The 17981-nt window shown below is 62.9% G+C and carries 13 protein-coding genes; 12 read left to right on the top strand and 1 reads right to left on the bottom strand.

Going from position 1 to position 17981, the window contains the following annotated elements:
- The first annotated feature begins 8 nt into the window (after window positions 1-8).
- Entirely contained in the window at window positions 9-707 is a 699-nt protein-coding gene (locus AC1RM7_RS03800; protein WP_024921826.1) for an ABC transporter ATP-binding protein, read from the top strand.
- Between the two features lie 18 nt (window positions 708-725).
- Here AC1RM7_RS03800 and AC1RM7_RS03795 read toward each other — a convergent pair whose 3' ends face one another.
- Window positions 726-989: a DUF3551 domain-containing protein gene (locus AC1RM7_RS03795; protein ID WP_006020744.1), complete on the bottom strand. Its 264-nt coding sequence runs from the start codon at window positions 987-989 to the stop codon at window positions 726-728.
- A gap of 562 nt (window positions 990-1551) precedes the next feature.
- Between AC1RM7_RS03795 and dnaE the strand changes: the two genes are divergently transcribed.
- From dnaE to bamA, 11 genes are all read left to right on the top strand, one after another.
- A complete protein-coding gene (dnaE, locus tag AC1RM7_RS03790; protein ID WP_024921827.1) occupies window positions 1552-5076 on the top strand; it encodes a DNA polymerase III subunit alpha in 3525 nt (1174 codons plus the stop codon).
- A 105-nt stretch (window positions 5077-5181) separates the two neighbouring features.
- Window positions 5182-7458, top strand: a complete 2277-nt coding sequence (locus tag AC1RM7_RS03785; RefSeq protein WP_024921828.1) for a caspase family protein — start codon at window positions 5182-5184, stop codon at window positions 7456-7458.
- A 227-nt stretch (window positions 7459-7685) separates the two neighbouring features.
- Entirely contained in the window at window positions 7686-8681 is a 996-nt protein-coding gene (locus AC1RM7_RS03780; RefSeq protein WP_006020740.1) for a 30S ribosomal protein S2, read from the top strand.
- A gap of 129 nt (window positions 8682-8810) precedes the next feature.
- Window positions 8811-9734 carry a translation elongation factor Ts gene (gene tsf, locus AC1RM7_RS03775; RefSeq protein WP_006020739.1) on the top strand — a complete coding sequence of 308 codons (924 nt, stop codon included), beginning with the start codon at window positions 8811-8813 and terminating at the stop codon, window positions 9732-9734.
- Window positions 9735-9829: 95 nt separating this feature from the next.
- Complete coding sequence (gene pyrH / locus AC1RM7_RS03770; RefSeq protein ID WP_006020738.1) at window positions 9830-10546, top strand: UMP kinase; 717 nt, start codon at window positions 9830-9832, stop codon at window positions 10544-10546.
- Between the two features lie 101 nt (window positions 10547-10647).
- Window positions 10648-11211, top strand: a complete 564-nt coding sequence (frr, locus tag AC1RM7_RS03765; protein ID WP_024921829.1) for a ribosome recycling factor — start codon at window positions 10648-10650, stop codon at window positions 11209-11211.
- A 10-nt stretch (window positions 11212-11221) separates the two neighbouring features.
- Window positions 11222-11980 (top strand): isoprenyl transferase, encoded by a 759-nt coding sequence (locus AC1RM7_RS03760; protein WP_006020736.1) that lies wholly within the window; start codon window positions 11222-11224, stop codon window positions 11978-11980.
- Window positions 11981-12042: 62 nt separating this feature from the next.
- On the top strand, window positions 12043-12831 hold the full coding sequence (locus AC1RM7_RS03755; RefSeq protein ID WP_051472552.1) for a phosphatidate cytidylyltransferase: 789 nt from the start codon (window positions 12043-12045) through the stop codon (window positions 12829-12831).
- 4 nt (window positions 12832-12835) lie between these two features.
- A complete protein-coding gene (gene dxr, locus AC1RM7_RS03750; protein ID WP_024921831.1) occupies window positions 12836-14059 on the top strand; it encodes a 1-deoxy-D-xylulose-5-phosphate reductoisomerase in 1224 nt (407 codons plus the stop codon).
- Between the two features lie 45 nt (window positions 14060-14104).
- On the top strand, window positions 14105-15253 hold the full coding sequence (rseP, locus tag AC1RM7_RS03745) for an RIP metalloprotease RseP (protein ID WP_024921832.1): 1149 nt from the start codon (window positions 14105-14107) through the stop codon (window positions 15251-15253).
- Window positions 15254-15425: 172 nt separating this feature from the next.
- Window positions 15426-17978: an outer membrane protein assembly factor BamA gene (gene bamA / locus AC1RM7_RS03740; protein WP_024921833.1), complete on the top strand. Its 2553-nt coding sequence runs from the start codon at window positions 15426-15428 to the stop codon at window positions 17976-17978.
- Window positions 17979-17981: the final 3 nt, after the last annotated feature.

Genomic DNA, 17981 nt, shown 5'->3' with positions numbered 1-17981 from the left:
GCGCACAGATGGAGCAGGGGGAAAATGGCGTACCGGTCGTTTATCTGCACGACGTCCGCAGGCGCTACAAACAGGGCGAAGCCACGCTGACGATTCTCGACGGCGCCAGTCTGGCGCTGTGGGAAGGGCAGTCGGTCGCGCTGGTCGCGCCGTCGGGCACCGGCAAATCGACGCTGCTGCATATCGCCGGTCTGCTCGAGCAGGCCGACGAGGGCGAAGTCTACGTCGGGGGCACTGCGACCTCGGGGCTGTCCGACGTCGAGCGCACTCAAATCCGCCGCACCGATATCGGCTTCGTCTACCAGTCCCATCGCCTGCTGCCGGAATTCTCGGCGCTTGAGAACGTGATGTTGCCGCAGATGATCCGCGGCCTGCCGAAAAAGGAAACCGTCAAGCGGTCGAAGGAAATCCTGGCCTATCTCGGATTGGCGGAACGAGTGACCCACCGGCCAGCGGAGCTATCGGGCGGTGAGCAGCAGCGCGTGGCAATTGCGCGCGCGGTGGCTAACGCGCCCCGGGTCCTGCTCGCGGACGAGCCGACCGGAAATCTCGATCCGCATACCGCGGATCACGTTTTCAAAGCTTTGACCCAGTTGGTGCGGGCGACCCGCGTCGCGATGCTGATCGCGACGCACAACATGGACCTGGCTGCGCGGATGGACCGCCGCGTCTCGCTCCAGGACGGTCACGTCATCGAACTGGACTGACGCGGCGCTTTAGCCGGATCAGTAGGCCGAGCGCCGGGTGCGGCGGCGCGGCTGATCGTAGGGGTCTTCGCTGTAGGCGAAATACGGATTGGCGTAGCAGCTGTTGTACGTGCCTGAAGCCGTCGCCTGACACTGCTGATAGGTCGAATATCGGCAGTCACCGAGACCACCGGCCGTGTCCCGTCCCTGGAGGCAGAACGGATAATCCCGGGCTTGCGCCGGAGCGGACTGGATAGCGACGCCGGCGCCGAGTACGGCGAGGGCCAAAAGGGTGCTGCGCATGATGTTCTCCTGCCGGGTCGATCCCCGGGATTCCTGATGTGGTGAAGCCAGACCGTTTCCAACAGTTTTCGTCAACTCACGTTCCCGCGTAGCTGTTGATGGATTTGCGAAAGTCACGGGCCGTTTACGTTTCATTAGCATTGGCCAGAACATCGGCCCTGGCCGGATTTCCGGCGCTTGACTCTAAGAACAAAAAAGGAACAATGTTCTTATTACGTTCTCATAGAGTCGTATCGGATAGTCGATAGAGCGTCGATAGGGAGTTCGGTCATGTTGAAGACATTCGTTGAAGAAGCTGCTGCGCTGACTTCGGTTGTGCTTTTCGTCGGAATGATCGCGATCTGGGCGCAGGTCATTCCGCAGATGTAGTGACTCGCCCAGCCTCGGAACCGCCCGAGGCTGGGGAAAACGATGATGGACCCGGCCTCAACAGACGGGTCCCCGTCTTCTGCGTGGACACCCATAGTACAAGGCACCACCATCGACGCTTATGAGTCGTTCTTTTATCGCAGTTGGTTCATCGGTTCGATGAACGGCGCTTGCGAAGGTTGCCAGGGTCAGCATGTCCAAAACTGTTTCGCCGAAGTCGGCCGCGTCGGATCCCGGATTCGTTCATCTGCACGTGCATTCGGCCTATTCGCTGCTGCAAGGGTCGATGACCATCAGCAAACTGCTGGAACTCGCCAAGGCTGACCATCAGCCTGCACTGGCGCTGACCGACAATGACAACATGTTCGGCGCGCTGGAATTTTCCGACAAACTTGCCGGTTACGGCATCCAGCCGATTACCGGCTGCGCGATGACGACCGATTTCGGCGATCAGGATGCCAGCGCACGCAATGCGCTCCAGCCGGCGCGGCTTGTCCTGCTTGCCACCAGCGAGGACGGCTACCGCAGCCTGATGAAGCTCAACTCCCGTGCGTTCCTGGAAACGCCGGTCAATCAGCCGCCTCACATCAAGATCGAGTGGCTGGAAGGCGAGACCGCCGGGCTGATCGCGCTGACCGGCGGGCCGGAAGGGCCGATCGGGCAGGCCATCAACGCGGACCAGCCCGCATTGGCGCAGGCGCGCTGCGACATTCTCGCGAAACTGTTCGGCGACCGGCTTTATATCGAATTGCAGCGCCACGGACTCGAGAACGAGCGCCGCGTCGAGCCCGCGCTGATCGACATGGCCTATGCCATGGGTCTGCCGCTAGTCGCGACCAACCAGCCGTATTTCGCCACCGCCGACGACTACGAGGCGCACGACGCATTGCTCTGCATCGCGGGCGGGCGGCTGGTGTCGGAGACCGATCGCGATCAGTTGACGCCGGACCATCGCTTCAAGACACGCGCCGAAATGGCGGTGCTGTTCGCCGATCTGCCCGAAGCGCTGACGTCCACCGTCGAGATTGCGAAGCGCTGCTCCTACCGGCCCAAGACACGCAAGCCGATCCTGCCGCGCTTTACAGTGGGCGGCGACAATGCCGCCGACGGCGAAAATGCCGAGGCGGAGGAGCTGCGCCGTCAGGCCGAGGAAGGCCTCGCCTGGCGTCTGCAAAAGTACGGTCTTGCTCCGGGCACAACGGAAGAAGACTACGCAAAGCGTCTGGCGTTCGAGATCGACGTCATCACGCGCATGAAATATCCCGGCTACTTCCTGATCGTGTCGGACTTCATCAAGTGGGCGAAGTCGCATGGCATTCCGGTGGGACCGGGCCGCGGTTCGGGCGCAGGCTCGCTGGTTGCCTACGCGCTGACCATCACCGATCTCGATCCGATCCGATTTGGTCTGCTGTTCGAGCGCTTCCTCAACCCCGAACGCGTCTCGATGCCGGACTTCGACATCGACTTCTGTCAGGACCGCCGCGGCGAGGTGATCCGTTATGTGCAAGAGCGCTACGGCCGCGAGCAGGTCGGGCAGATCATCACCTTCGGCACCTTGCAGGCGCGCGGTGTGCTTCGTGACGTCGGCCGTGTGTTGCAGATGCCTTACGGGCAGGTGGACCGGCTGACCAAACTGGTGCCGCAGAATCCGGCCGCGCCCGTAACGCTGGCGGCGGCCATCGCCAGCGAACCCAAGTTGCAGGCATTCCGCGACGAAGACCCGGTGGTCGCGCGGGCGTTCGACATCGCGCAGCGCCTTGAAGGTCTCACGCGCCACGCCTCGACCCACGCCGCGGGCATCGTGATCGGCGACCGGCCTCTCTCCGAACTGGTGCCGATGTACCGCGATCCGAAATCGGACATGCCGGTCACCCAGTTCAACATGAAATGGGTTGAGCCCGCAGGACTGGTGAAGTTCGACTTCCTCGGCCTCAAGACGCTGACGGTGCTCGACGTCGCGGTGAAGCTGCTGAAGCAGCGCGGCGTTGACGTCGATCTCGCGCATTTGCCGTTCGACGACAAGCCCAGCTACGAGATGCTGGCACGCGGCGAAGTGGTCGGCGTGTTCCAGGTTGAAAGTCAGGGCATGCGGCGCGCGCTGGTCGACATGCGGCCGGACCGGCTGGAAGACCTGATCGCGCTGGTGGCGCTCTATCGCCCGGGTCCGATGGCGAACATCCCGACCTACTGCGCGCGCAAGCACGGCGACGAAGAGTCGGATTACATGCATCCGATGCTCGAACCGATCCTGAAGGAGACCTTCGGCGTCATCATCTATCAGGAACAGGTGATGCAGATCGCGCAGGTCATGGCCGGCTATTCGCTCGGCGACGCCGACCTGCTGCGCCGCGCGATGGGCAAGAAGATCCGCGCGGAAATGGACAAGCAGCGCGAAATCTTCGTCGCCGGCGCGACCAAGAACAACGTGCCGAAAGGGCAGGCGCAGACGATCTTCGAACTGCTCGCCAAGTTCGCGGACTACGGCTTCAACAAGAGCCACGCCGCCGCTTACGCGCTCGTGTCGTTCCAGACCGCCTACATGAAGGCGCATTATCCGGTGGAGTTCATCGCGGCGTCGATGACGCTGGACATGAACAATACCGACAAGCTGTCCGAATTCCGCGCCGAGGCGCAGCGGCTTGGCATCAAGGTCGAGCCGCCGTCGATCAACCGTTCCGGCACGACATTCGAGGTCAGCGACAACACGATCTATTACGCGCTGGCCGCGCTCAAGGGCGTCGGCCAGCAGGCGGTCGAGATGATCGTGGAAGCGCGGGGCGACCGGCCGTTTACCTCGCTTGCCGATTTCGCCGCCCGCGTCAGTCCGCGTGCGATCAACAAGCGCGTGGTCGAAAGCCTCGCGGCTGCCGGCGCATTCGACACCATCGATGCCAACCGCGCGCGTGTCTTCGCCGGTGCCGACGCCATCGTCGCCGCCTGCCAGCGCAGTCACGAAGCCGCCACCAGCGGACAGAACGACATGTTCGGCGGCATGGCCGATGCGCCGAGCATCGTTCTTCCGAATCTCGAACCGTGGCTCCCGGCGGATCGTCTGCGGCGCGAATACGACGCCATCGGCTTCTTCCTGTCGGGCCATCCGCTGGACGATTATTCGACCGCGCTGAAGCGTTTGCGCGTGCAGTCGTGGACCGAGTTCTCGCGTGCGGTGAAGACCGGCGCGACGGCGGGACGCGTTGCCGCGACGGTGGTGTCGCGGATGGAGCGGCGCACCAAGACCGGCAACAAGATGGGTATTATCGGGTTGTCCGATCCGACCGGACATTTCGAGGCCGTGCTGTTCTCCGAAGGCCTCGCGCAATACCGCGACGTGCTTGAGCCGGGTTCGGCAGTCCTGATGCAGATCGGCGCGGAACTACAGGGCGAGGACGTGCGCGCGCGTATTCTGCATGCCGAGCCGCTCGACGATGCCGCCGCCAAAACCCAGAAGGGCCTGCGCATCTTCGTGCGCGACGACAAGCCGCTGGAGTCGATCGCCAAGCGGCTCGAAGGTCATCAGGCCGCGACCGGTGGCAACAGGCTTCAGCCGCCAAGGCCGTCTTCGGGCCCGCCCGCAGGTGACGGCGAGGTCACGCTGATCATGATGCTCGATCTTCAGACCGAGGTCGAAATGAAGCTTCCTGGCCGTTTCAAGGTGTCGCCGCAGATCGCCGGCGCGCTCAAGGCGGTCTCCGGCGTGGTGGATGTGCAGACAATCTGACGGTTGCCCTTTTGGGCTGCCGCCTTATTCCGACTATCTTTCGTTCAACCACTGTTCATGCGGCGCGGGGTTGACTGCACCGTTGGACTGAACGGGAAGGGTGTCATGCGCGGAATCAGCAGGTTCTTCGGCGTCGCGGTGGTGCTGGCCTTCGCGGCCATGGCGTTACCCCTTCACGCGCAAACCCCGCCGCCCACCCAGGGCCAGCAAAGCCGCATCGCGCTCGTGATCGGCAACGGCAACTACCAGAAGGCGCCGCTGGCGACCGCCGCCAATGACGCCGGCCTGATCGCCCAGACATTGCAGGCGGCCGGCTTCGATGTGGTCGGCGCGCGGGATCTCGACGGCGAGACGTTGCGTCAGACCTTCGGCGACTTCATCAGGAAGGCGCAGGCAGCCGGACCGGATACGGTCGCTTTTGTCTATCTTGCAGGTTACGGTCTTCAGCTCGCGGGCGAAAATTACTTTGCGCCCGTCGATGCCAACATGGTGCGCGATACCGACGTTCCGGTCGAAGGCCTGCGCGTCGGCGATTACATCCGCCAGTTGTCGTCACTGCCGCTGAAGGGCACCGTTGTCGTGCTCGATGCGGCGTACAACCATCCGTTTGCGAAGGAAGGCCAGCCGCTCGCGGGTGGCCTTGCGCTCATTGAACCCGATCCCAAAAGTCTCATCGCGTTCAACGCCGCGCCGGGCACGGTAGCGCCGAACCCCACGGGCAACTACGGCCCTTATGCGCAGGCGCTCGCTGAGATGATGCGCACCGGCGGCATTTCGCTTCCCGAGGTTTTCAACCGCGTGCGGCTGCGCGTGAATGACGTCACCAAGGGCGCGCAGGTGCCGTGGGACGCGCAGAAGTTTGAAGGCGACTTCGTGTTCTTCGAGCGCGCGCCGGACGCTCCGCCGCTCCAGGCCAATCAGGACGCTGCCGCGCGCTCGAAACCGATTCGTGATTTCAGCGCACAGGAGGCCTACACGGCGGCGCTCGAGCGCGACACGATTGCCGACTACGAGGCGTTTCTCGCGGCCTATCCCGACGATCCGATGGCCAAGCGGGTGAGGGCGATCATCGCCGCACGCCGCGAGGCCATCACCTGGCGGCAGACCTATCGCGCGAACACGCAGCAGGCGTACTGGTCCTATCTGAAGCGTTATCCGAGGGGACCGCATGCGGCCGACGCGCGCCGCAGGCTTGCCAATATTGCCGCTGCGCTGGAGCCGCCGCCGGCCTTTGATGCCTATGCCTACGATGTGCCGCCGCCGCCGGAATACGAATACGAGTATGTCGACCGGCCATATCTGATGTTCGACGATCCGGTATTCGGATTCGCGCCGCCACCGCCGCCGCCGATCTTCTTCCTGCCGCCGCCGCCGGAAGATTTCGTCGTGCTCGATCCGCCGTACTATTACGACGATGCCTACTACCTGCCGCAGCCGGTGTTCGTGCCTATTCCGATCTTCATCCGGCCGCCGATTTATGTGCGTCCGCCGATCAACCGTTTCCTGTTCACGAATATTCACAACACAAACGTGATCAACACCATTATCAACCGGCGTCCGTCGCCCGGAGTGATCGGAACGGGAAGACCCGGCGGCCAGTTCGGGCCGGGCGGTCAGTTCAGGCCGGGACGGCCTGGTGGACCCGGCGGCGCGGCGACAACCCGTCCCGCATTTGCACCGGCGCTGCCGCCGTCGGCGACTCGGCGCGCAAACCTGATTCGACAGGGCAAGGTCGCGGCACCTCCGGGCGTTCTGCCGGGCGCCGGCCGTCCGGGTGGTTCGGGACAGGTCCAGCCGGGCCAAGTCCAACCGGGTGTTGTCAGGCCGGGTCTTCAGCCGGGCAACGTGCTGCCGGGACAGGGTCCGGGAGCAGGGCCGGGTGGTGGCCGACCGGGAGTACGGCCTTTGCCCAGCACCTTGCCGGCGCCGGGCGCGACAGGTCCGCAGCCTGGACAGGATGGCCGTCCGGGCCGTCCAGACGGGGGGCCCGGTGGTCGCCCCGGCCTTGCGCGGCCTTCGGTTCAGCCGGGAACTGCCGCTCCGTCAGGACCGGCGGGAACCCCGCAGGTTCGTCCCGAGCGGCCCCGTCCGCAATTCCAGCGGCCCGAGCCGCGGCCTCAGGTGGCTCCGCGACCGCAGATTCAACGGCCGCAGCCCCAGTTCCAGCGGCCCCCGCAGGCGGCTCCACGACCGCAGCCGCAGATAGCTCCGCGTCCACAGCCGCAGTTCCAGCGGCCGGCGGCTCCACCTCCGCGGCCTCAGATGGCGCCTCGGCCACAAATGGCTCCGCGCCCCGCAGCACCGCCGCCCCGGGCAGCTCCTCCGCCCAGACCGGCTCCTGCTGCGGTCAAGCGATGCCCGCCGAATGTTCCAAAGTGCTGAACAGGTGGCCGGTCGGACCATGCTCCGGCCGGCGTTTCTCAGGACCTTGGCGGCCAAGAAAAACGGCCATAAATCCTTGCTTCGACGCGATGCGGCAGTTATAAGCCGCGCATCTCACACGGAAGCATGGCTCTAAAAAGCCGTCCGGTGGCAACCGGGACGCAAGTCATTTTTGTTTGCGGCTCGTTGCTCACACGCTTCCGGAGGAACCAACCGGAGAATTGACTATGGCGTTACCTGAATTTTCTATGCGTCAGCTATTGGAAGCTGGCGTGCACTTTGGTCACCAGTCCCACCGATGGAATCCGAAGATGGCGGATTACATCTTCGGTGCCCGCAACAACATTCACATCATCGATCTCGCTCAGACCGTGCCGCTGCTTCATCGCGCGCTGCAGGCTGTCAGCGACACCGTCGCCAAGGGCGGCCGTATCCTGTTCGTCGGCACGAAGCGCCAGGCGCAGGACGGCGTGGCGGAAGCCGCCAAGCGTTCCGCGCAGTACTTCGTCAACTCCCGTTGGCTCGGCGGCACGCTGACCAACTGGAAGACCGTGTCCGGCTCGATCAAGCGTCTGCGTCAGCTCGACGAGATGCTCGCCTCGGGTGAAGGCGCGCAGTACACCAAGAAGGAGCGTCTGACGCTTCAGCGCGAGCGCGACAAGCTCGACCGCTCGCTCGGCGGCATCAAGGACATGGGCGGTCTGCCCGACCTGATCTTCGTGATCGACACCAACAAGGAAGACATCGCGATCCAGGAGGCCCAGCGCCTCAACATTCCGGTGGCCGCGATCGTCGACACCAACTGCGATCCGAAGGGCATCTCGTACGTGGTTCCCGGCAACGACGACGCCGGCCGTGCGATCTCTCTGTATTGCGACCTCGTCGCCCGTGCGGCGATCGACGGTATTTCGCGCGCGCAGGGCGGCGCGGGCATCGACATCGGCGCTCTGGCCAACCCAACGCCGGAAGCGGTTGAACCTGCCAAGTCGGAAGGCTTCCAGGGTCTTGCGGGTCCGCGCGGCGTTGCCGACGATCTCAAGAAGCTGAGCGGCGTGTCCGGCGCGATCGAGAAGAAGCTCAACGATCTCGGCGTCTTCCACTACTGGCAGATCGCAGAGCTCGACCACGATACCGCTCACAAGATCGGCGAAGAAGTCGGCTTACCGGCGCGTGCCGATGGCTGGGTCGCCCAGTCCAAGGCGCTGACCGCGGACGCGGAATAAGCCTTAAACCTATTCGCGGCCGGTTCATCCGGCCGCGACATTCCCCGACTAGAAAAATCCTGCGCGTCGAATCCGGCTAGCCAGCAATCGCTGCGCCGCGCGGCCCGCACAGGCAAAGGACATCCGGCAATGGCAACAATCACAGCGGCAATGGTCAAGGATCTGCGCGAGAAAACCGGCGCGGGCATGATGGATTGCAAACAGGCCCTGACCGAAACCAACGGCGACATCGACGCGGCGGTTGACTGGCTGCGCAAGAAGGGCCTCTCCAAGGCTGCGAAGAAGTCGGGCCGCGTTGCGGCTGAAGGCCTGATCGCAGCCGTGACCGACGGCACCAAGGGTGTTCTCGTCGAAGTCAATTCCGAGACCGACTTCGTTGCACGCAACGAGCAGTTCCAGGGCCTGGTCAAGATGATCGGCCAGGTTGCGCTCAAGGCCGGCGCCGACGTCGAGAAGATCAAGGCTGCTAAGGTTGGCGAGTACAACGTTGATCGCGCCATAGCGGACGCGATTGCGACCATCGGCGAGAACATGACGCTGCGCCGCGCGGCCGAACTTTCGGTCAGCGATGGCGTTGTCGGCAGCTACGTCCATGGCGCCGTGATCGATGGTCTCGGCAAGATGGGCGTGATCGTCGCGCTGGAATCCACCGGCAAGAAGGATGAGCTTGCAGCGCTGGCTCGCCAGATCGCGATGCATGTTGCCGCATCCAACCCTCAGGCGCTCGACGCCGCAGGTCTCGACCCTGTGGTGGTGAACCGCGAGAAGGACGTCATGGCGGACAAGTACCGCCAGCAGGGCAAGCCGGATGCGATGATCGCCAAGATCGTCGAATCGGGTCTCAAGACCTACTACAAGGAAGTGACCCTGCTGGAGCAGGCGTTTATCCACGACAGCGCTAAGACCGTGGCGCAGGCCGTGAAGGAAGCTGAGGGCAAGGTCGGCGCGCCTATCAAGGTTGCCGGGTTTGTGCGCTATGCTCTGGGCGAGGGAATCGAGAAGCAGGAATCCGATTTCGCCGCTGAAGTCGCTGCCGCTGCCGGTCAGGGGTAACGAGACGACGCGCGCCGATCGGGATTCTGGGCGCATTCGGCAAGACACCCTGTTTTGCTTTGGAATGCGCTCAATTCGAATGAGTGAGCGATCGTATGGCTGAACCTGCTTACCGGCGTGTCGTGGTCAAGGTTTCCGGCGAATATCTCGCCGGGGACCAATCCTTCGGTATTCACCAGCCCACTATCGACCGCATCGCCAGCGACCTGATCAGGGCGCGGGAACTTGGCGTCGAGATCGCCGTCGTCGTCGGCGGCGGCAACATCTTTCGCGGTGTCGAAGTTTCTTCCCGCGGCGTGTCCCGCACCACCGGCGACACGATGGGCATGCTCGCCACCGTGATGAACTGCCTGGCGCTCGAATCGGCACTTGAGCGCAAGGGCCAGTCGGCCCGCACGCTGTGCGCGTTCGTGATGCCGCAGATCAGCGAACTTTTCACCCGCGCGGCGGCCCACCGGTATCTTGCCGAGGGCCGCATCGTGCTGCTCGCAGGCGGGACCGGCAACCCGTACTTCACGACCGACACCACGGCGGTGCTGCGCGCATCCGAAATCGGCGCGCAGGCGGTCCTCAAGGCCACCAATGTCGATGGCGTGTACAGCGCCGATCCCAAGAAAGACCCATCCGCCAAGCGATTTGAACGGTTGAGCCATTCGCAGGCGGTGGAAGGCGGCTATAAGGTGATGGACGCGACGGCCTTCGCGCTTGCCCGCGAAACGTCCTTGCCTATCATTGTGTTCTCGATCGCCGAGGCAGGCTCGATCGGCGCCATCCTGAGCGGCAAGGGCAAGGGCACGATCGTTTCCGGCTAGGGCGGAGGCGGCGGCGCGGAACTGAAAGTCGCGCCAGAACAATAAGATACGCGATGCGGCCGATCATTTGAGCCGCATCAGACTGGAAGGAGTAGCATCGCATGGCGGCCGGGAATTTCGATATCAACGACCTCAAGCGCCGGATGGAAGGCGCGATCAGTTCGCTCAAGCACGAACTGGGCGGATTGCGCACCGGCCGTGCCGCGATCTCGATGGTTGAGCCGGTGCAGGTCGAGGCCTACGGCAGCCATATGCCGCTCAACCAGGTCGCTACCGTCAGTGTGCCGGAGCCGCGTCTGCTGTCGGTTCAGGTCTGGGACAAGTCGATGGTGAAGGCAGTCGAGACTGCGATCGTGAACTCCAACCTCGGCCTCAGCCCGGCGACCGAAGGCCAGGTTATCCGCTTGCGGATTCCCGAACTCAACGAAGAGCGCCGCAAGGAACTGGTGAAAGTCGCGCACAAATATTCCGAGGCTGCGCGCGTTGCGGTTCGTCACGTGCGCCGCGACGGTCTCGACATGCTGAAGAAGCTCGAGAAGGATCATCAGATTTCCGAGGACGATGAAAAGCGCCTTTCGAACGAGGTTCAGAAGGTGACTGATGCCGCCATCGCCGACGTCGATAAGGCGCTTGCGGCCAAGGAAAAAGAAATTCTCACCGTTTAAGAGATCGCGAATGTCGAACGGCGCCATGCCAAAGCCAGGAGAATCGGATCGTGCCGATGCGCCGCGGCACGTCGCGATCATCATGGACGGCAATGGACGCTGGGCGGCGGCGCGGGGATTGCCGCGGGCCGAGGGACACCGCCGCGGGGTCGACGCGCTGCGCAAGGTGGTGCGAGCCTCGCACGAACTCGGAATCTCCTATCTCACGATCTTCTCGTTCAGTTCCGAGAACTGGTCGCGGCCCGCGAGCGAGATCGGCGATCTGTTCGGCCTGCTGCGCCGCTTCATCCGCAACGATCTTGCGACGCTGCATGCCGATGGTGTGCGGGTTCGCGTCATTGGCGAACGCGACGGACTTGAGTCCGACATCTGCGCGCTGCTCAACGAAGCCGAGGAACTGACGCGGAACAACACGCGTCTCACGCTTGTCGTGGCCTTCAATTACGGATCGCGGCAGGAGATCGCCAACGCGGCGCAGCGGCTTGCGCGCGAAGTCGCCGAGGGCAAGCGCGATCCGGCGACGATCACCACCGATACGCTCGGCAGCTACCTCGATGCGCCGGACATTCCGGACCCCGATCTGATCATCCGCACCAGCGGCGAACAGCGTCTCTCGAATTTCCTGATGTGGCAGGCGGCCTACAGCGAGCTGGTGTTTGTCCCGATTCATTGGCCGGACTTCGATAAGGCTGCGCTCGAAAGCGCGATTGCCGAATACGCGACCCGCGAACGCCGCTTCGGCGGGCTGGTCGCCAAAACCGGATCGTGAGCCGCGTGGCCCCGGAGATTCCAGCGACACCCGATACCGCGAAAGGGTCGAGCAATCTCTACATGCGCGTCGTCGCGGCGCTGGTGCTTGCGCCGCTAACCATCGCTGTAGCGTGGATCGGCGGCTGGCCATGGGCCTGCATCGTGATCGCGGCTGCTGCGCTGCTGTATTTCGAGTGGCTGATGATCGTCGGCCTCTCCGGCAATCGTGTCGCTGCGGCAGCGGGAATAGCTGCGCTCGCTGTCGCCGGCGTTTGCCTGATGATGCGACGGACGGACCTCGCGTTCGGGATCGTGGCTGTCGGAATTGTGCTGGCCGCGGCACTCGTGCGCGAACGGCGCGGATGGGTTGCAAGCGGACTGGTCTATGCCGCCGCGGCTCTGATTGCCGCGATCATCGTCCGGCGCGATGCCGATATTGGGTTTGTCGCGCTGATGTTCGTTCTTCTCGTCGTGTGGGTGACCGATATCGGCGGTTACTTCGCAGGGCGCGGCATCGGCGGGCCAAAACTCTGGCCGCGCGTCAGCCCAAAGAAGACATGGGCCGGCGCGATTGGCGGCTTGGTCCTCAGCCTCGTGATCGCTGCGGGATTCGCGCTGCTCGGTTTCGGCAAGATGCTTCCGCTGCTCTTGCTCGGCACCGTTCTGTCGATTGTTTCGCAGTTCGGTGACCTGTTCGAATCCGCCGTCAAACGCCGCTTCGACGTCAAGGATTCGAGCCACATCATTCCCGGTCACGGCGGGTTGCTGGATCGGCTCGATGGTTTCGTTGCGGCGATTGTTTTCGCCGCCCTTATTGGCTTTATGCGCGGCGGCCTTGATGGCGTCGGCCGCGGTTTCATGGTTTGGTGATGTGATGAACGCTGTTCCGTTGCGTAACAACAAGGCCGCGGCATCCGCCGTGCGGACCATTACCGTGCTCGGCGCCACGGGTTCGATTGGCGACAGCACGATGGATCTGCTGCGCGCGTCTCCCGAGCGCTATCAGGTCGAGGCGCTGACCGCGAACGGCAATGTCGAAGGACTGGCGAAACTCGCGAAAGAATTCAATGCGCGGTTTGTCGCCGTCGCCGATGCCTCGAAGCTTGGTGAATTGCGCGAAGCTCTGGCCGGAACCAACATTGCGTACGGCGCGGGCGACAGCGCCATCATCGAAGCGGCGGAACGTCCTGCCGATTGGGTGATGGCTGCGGTCAGCGGCGCGGCGGGACTGAAGCCTGCGCTTGCGGCTGCCGATCGCGGCGCCACGATTGCGCTCGCCAACAAGGAGTGCCTCGTTTGCGCCGGCGATTTCTTCATGGATCGCGCCGCCAAAGCGGGCGCGTGCATCCTGCCGGCGGATTCCGAACACAACGCGCTGTTTCAGGCGCTAGCCTCCGGCAATCGCGAGGAACTGGTTCGCGTCATCATCACGGCGTCGGGCGGGCCGTTCCGCACCTGGAAGGCCGCCGACATCGCGCAGGCCACGCTTGCTCAAGCCCTGAAGCATCCGAACTGGAGCATGGGCCAGAAAATCACCATCGATTCCGCATCGATGATGAACAAGGGGCTGGAGGTCATCGAAGCCTCATACCTGTTCGCGCTATCACCGGACGAGATCGACGTGCTGGTGCATCCGCAGTCCATCGTCCACGGCATGGTCGAGTTTTCCGACCGTTCCGTCATGGCGCAGCTCGGAACGCCCGACATGCGCACGCCGATTGCGCATTGCCTCGGCTGGCCGGACCGCATCACAGGGCGCGCCGCGTCGCTGGATCTCGCCAAAATCGGCTCGCTGACCTTCGAGGCGCCGGACTACGACCGGTTCCCGGGATTGAAACTCGCCTATGATGCGCTGCGCACCGGTAACGGGGCGACCACCGTCTACAATGCCGCGAACGAAGTCGCCGTGGCCGCTTTCGTTGCGCAGAGAATCCGGTTTGGCGGCATCGCGCAGCTTGTCGAAGCCACTCTGAATAACTGGGTGAGGGCAGGGAATCTTGCGCCGTTGACGTCGGCCGATGACGCGATTTCTGTTGACCATGATGCGCGAAATAATGCTGCCGCCCTCTTGCCTCAAATTGCCTTAAAGGCATCCTAGATCGTTGGGACCGGGCCCGGCGGCCCGCTGGTGAGGGATTGAGTTGTGGATTTTTTCCTGAATGGTTTCAATACGTTGAGTCATGGCCTGATCGGCTACATCATCCCCTTCCTGTTCGTCCTGACCATCGTTGTCTTCTTCCATGAGCTCGGCCATTTCCTCGTCGCCCGCTGGGCCGGGGTGAAGGTCTTAACGTTCTCGCTCGGCTTCGGGCCGGAACTGTTCGGTTTCAACGACCGTCACGGCACGCGCTGGAAGGTGTCGGCGATTCCGCTCGGCGGGTACGTTAAGTTTTTCGGCGACGATTCCGAGGCCAGCACACCGTCCGCCGATGCACTCCAGACCATGACCGCTGAAGAGCGCAGCGTAAGTTTTCACCACAAGAAGGTTGGGCCGCGTGCTGCCATTGTGGCTGCGGGTCCGATTGCGAATTTCCTGCTCGCGATCGTTATTTTCGCGGCTCTCTTTACGTTCTTCGGCAAGCCGAGCCAGACCGCGCGCGTCGATTCCATTCAGGAAAACAGCGCCGCCGCTGCCGCCGGGTTCAAGCCGGGCGACATCGTGACCGCAATCAACGGCGACGCGATCGAGAGTTTCACCGACATGCAGCGGCTAGTGAGCACCAAGGCGGGCACGCCGCTGGTCTTCACCGTGAAACGCGGCGACGAGGTCGTGAAACTGACCGGAACGCCTCAGCTTCGCGAAATCAAGGATACCTTCGGCAACGTCCATCGGGTCGGAATCCTCGGAATCACCCGCGCAACGGGCCCAGGCGACACCGTCACCAAACCAGTGAATCCGGCGACCGCTGTTTGGCTGGGCGTCAAGGAGACCTGGTTCGTCGTTGACCGGACCGTTGCCTATATCGGCGGAATCTTCACCGGCCGGGAAAATGCGGATCAGGTCGGCGGACCGATTCGGATCGCCCAGATCTCCGGTCAGGTCGCCACCATCGGCCTCGCGGCACTGATTCACCTCGCCGCAGTCCTGTCGGTCTCGATCGGGCTTCTCAACCTGTTTCCGGTCCCGCTTCTCGATGGCGGGCACCTTTTGTTCTATGCAGTCGAAGCGGTGCGGGGGAAGCCGTTGTCGGAGCGGTCGCAGGAGCTGGGTTTCCGGGTCGGACTGGCGCTCGTGCTGATGTTGATGATCTTCGCGACCTACAACGACATTCTGCATCTGGCCGCGTCCTGATTGCGGCTTTTTTACAGGCGTGGCCGATCAGCAACGTCTTGTTGGGAAATTGGAATTGCGCTGCGAAAGGACATTTGCCCGTTAGGCAAAATTGGCTACAAGCAGTGCAATATTTGGGGAATCTCCCGGCCCGGAAACGGGCCGGCTTTGGAATGACAAGGGCGCCTGGCGCATGATGGTTGGATTGCGAGTGCTACGGGGCGGTTTGACCGCTGCCCTGATCATGTTTGCTTTGCCGGTCGCCGCTGTGGCGACGGCCTCGCTCGTATCGTCGCAGGCTGTTGCCCAGACCGCGGCTTCCATTGGCGTGGAAGGCAACCGCCGGATCGAGGCCGATACCATCCGTTCCTATTTCAAGCCGGGTCCGAGCGGGCGTCTCGACAGCGCACGCATCGACGACGGCCTGAAGGCCCTGATCGAGACCGGCCTGTTCCAGGACGTGAAGATCAACCAGGCCGGCGGCCGGCTGGTCGTTGTGGTCGTTGAAAACCCCGTCATTGGCCGGGTCGCCTTCGAAGGCAACAAGAAGGTCAAGGACGACCAGCTCTCGGCCGAAGTGCAGTCCAAAGCCCGCGGAACCCTGTCGCGGGCGATGGTTCAGTCCGACACCGCGCGTATTACCGAAATCTATCGCCGCAACGGCCGCTACGACGTCAAGGTCGAGCCCAAGATCATCGAGCAGCCGAACAACCGCGTCGATCTTGTCTTCGAAATCACAGAAGGCGCTAAGACGGGCGTTAAGTCGATCGAGTTCATCGGCAACCAGGCTTATTCGGGTTACCGCCTGCGGGACGTGATCAAGACCCGCGAAAGCAATTTCCTCAGCTTCCTCGGCGGCAACGACGTCTACGATCCGGACCGCATCGAGGCCGATCGCGACATCCTGCGCAGGTTCTACCTCAAGAACGGTTACGCCGACGTCCAGATCGTCGCTGCGCTGACGGAGTACGATCCCGAGCGCAAGGGCTTCCTCGTGACCTTCAAGATCGAGGAAGGCCAGCAGTACCGCGTCGGTTCTGTCGAATTCCAGTCCAGCATCGCCACGCTCGACGGCAACTCGTTCCGCAGCCTTTCTCGCGTCAACGTGGGCTCGATCTACAACGCCGAAGCCGTTGAAAAGTCGGTCGAGGAAATGTCGATCGAAGCATCGCGGCGCGGTTACGCTTTCGCGACGGTGAAGCCGCGTGGCGACCGCAATTTCGAGGCGCACACCGTTTCGATCGTGTTTGCGATCGAAGAGGGTCCGCGCGTCTACATCGAGCGAATCAACGTTCGCGGAAATACGCGAACCCGCGATTACGTTATCCGCCGCGAGTTCGATATCTCGGAAGGTGATGCGTACAACCGCGCGCTGGTCGATCGCGCCGAGCGACGCCTGAAGAACCTCGACTACTTCAAGACCGTCAAGGTCAACTCCGAGCCGGGTTCGTCGTCCGATCGCGTGGTTCTGAACGTCGACCTCGAAGAGAAGTCGACCGGCGACTTCTCGGTGTCCGGCGGCTATTCGACCGCGGACGGTTTCCTCGGCGAAGTCAGCATCTCGGAGCGCAACCTGCTGGGCCGCGGCCTTTATGCGAAGGCGTCCGTGCAGTACGGCCAGCGTACGCAGGGCTACACGCTGTCGTTCGTCGAGCCGTATCTGCTCGGCTACCGCGTCGCGCTCGGTCTCGACTTCTATCAGCGCAAGCAGCTCGCTTCGAACTACGTGTCGTATGACTCGAAGACGATCGGCTTCAGCCCGCGTCTAGGCTTCCAGCTGCGTGAAGACCTGAACCTGCAGCTGCGTTACTCGATTTCGCGGCAGGAAATCACGCTGCCGTACTACTTGCAGAATTGTAATAACTTTGGCGCGGGTGCACCGGGCAGCACTTACTTCCCGACTCCTGGCTATCTGAACGCAGGTGGCGAAGTAGGGCCATACCCTGGAGCCACTTATCCTGGTCCATTCAGCGGGGCGCTTGGTGGAAACAACTGTCTGGCCGATGGCGAAGCTTCGGTCGCTGTGAAGCAGGGACTTGCCAATGGGCCGGTCATTACGTCTGCTGTCGGCTATACGCTCGCCTACAACACGCTCGACAACAACAAGGATCCAACCAGCGGTATCCTCGCGACCCTCAACCAGGACTTCGCGGGCGTTGGCGGAGACGTGAGCTACCTGAAGACGACGGGCGACGTGAAGCTCTACACGCCGGTCGTGGCTGACATCGTCGGCGTGCTGCGCCTGCAGGGCGGTGTGCTCACCGATACCGGCAAGGGCATCCGCATGCTGGATCACTTCCAGATGGGACCGAACCTTGTCCGCGGCTTCGCGCCGGTGGGTATTGGTCCGCGCGACATCAGCAATTTCAATACGCTGGGCTACGGCGACGCGCTGGGTGGCACCAAGTACTGGGGCGCTTCGGCTGAGTTGCAGATGCCGTTCTGGTTCCTGCCCAAGGAAGTTGGTCTGAAGGGCGCGATCTATGCCGACGCCGGTTCGGTGTTTGGTTACGAGGGTGTGACGTCGCTTGTCGGGGGGTGTAACAACGCGTTGGCTATCGACAATGCTAGAAATCAGTGTCTGACCGTCGGTGCGGACAATGGCTTGATCCGAACGTCGGTGGGTGTGGGCTTGATCTGGCAGTCGCCTTTCGGACCGCTGCGCTTCGATTACGCGATCCCGCTGTCCAAGAGTCAGTACGACCGGACGCAGGAATTCCGGTTCGGTGGCGGTACGTCATTCTGAGCT

It is taken from the genome of Afipia sp. GW822-FHT03D08 (assembly GCF_058801645.1).
Note: the sequence above shows the minus strand (reverse complement) of the source record. Positions and strands in the feature narration are given on the sequence as shown.

Excerpts from the sequence above, each read along its gene's own strand:
- AC1RM7_RS03800 (WP_024921826.1), top strand. The coding sequence starts at position 9 with ATGGAGCAGGGGGAAAATGGCGTACCGGTCGTTTATCTGCACGACGTC.
- AC1RM7_RS03795 (WP_006020744.1), bottom strand. The coding sequence starts at position 989 with ATGCGCAGCACCCTTTTGGCCCTCGCCGTACTCGGCGCCGGCGTCGCT.
- dnaE (WP_024921827.1), top strand. The coding sequence starts at position 1,552 with ATGTCCAAAACTGTTTCGCCGAAGTCGGCCGCGTCGGATCCCGGATTC.
- AC1RM7_RS03785 (WP_024921828.1), top strand. The coding sequence starts at position 5,182 with ATGCGCGGAATCAGCAGGTTCTTCGGCGTCGCGGTGGTGCTGGCCTTC.
- AC1RM7_RS03780 (WP_006020740.1), top strand. The coding sequence starts at position 7,686 with ATGGCGTTACCTGAATTTTCTATGCGTCAGCTATTGGAAGCTGGCGTG.
- tsf (WP_006020739.1), top strand. The coding sequence starts at position 8,811 with ATGGCAACAATCACAGCGGCAATGGTCAAGGATCTGCGCGAGAAAACC.
- pyrH (WP_006020738.1), top strand. The coding sequence starts at position 9,830 with ATGGCTGAACCTGCTTACCGGCGTGTCGTGGTCAAGGTTTCCGGCGAA.
- frr (WP_024921829.1), top strand. The coding sequence starts at position 10,648 with ATGGCGGCCGGGAATTTCGATATCAACGACCTCAAGCGCCGGATGGAA.
- AC1RM7_RS03760 (WP_006020736.1), top strand. The coding sequence starts at position 11,222 with ATGTCGAACGGCGCCATGCCAAAGCCAGGAGAATCGGATCGTGCCGAT.
- AC1RM7_RS03755 (WP_051472552.1), top strand. The coding sequence starts at position 12,043 with ATGCGCGTCGTCGCGGCGCTGGTGCTTGCGCCGCTAACCATCGCTGTA.
- dxr (WP_024921831.1), top strand. The coding sequence starts at position 12,836 with ATGAACGCTGTTCCGTTGCGTAACAACAAGGCCGCGGCATCCGCCGTG.
- bamA (WP_024921833.1), top strand. The coding sequence starts at position 15,426 with ATGATGGTTGGATTGCGAGTGCTACGGGGCGGTTTGACCGCTGCCCTG.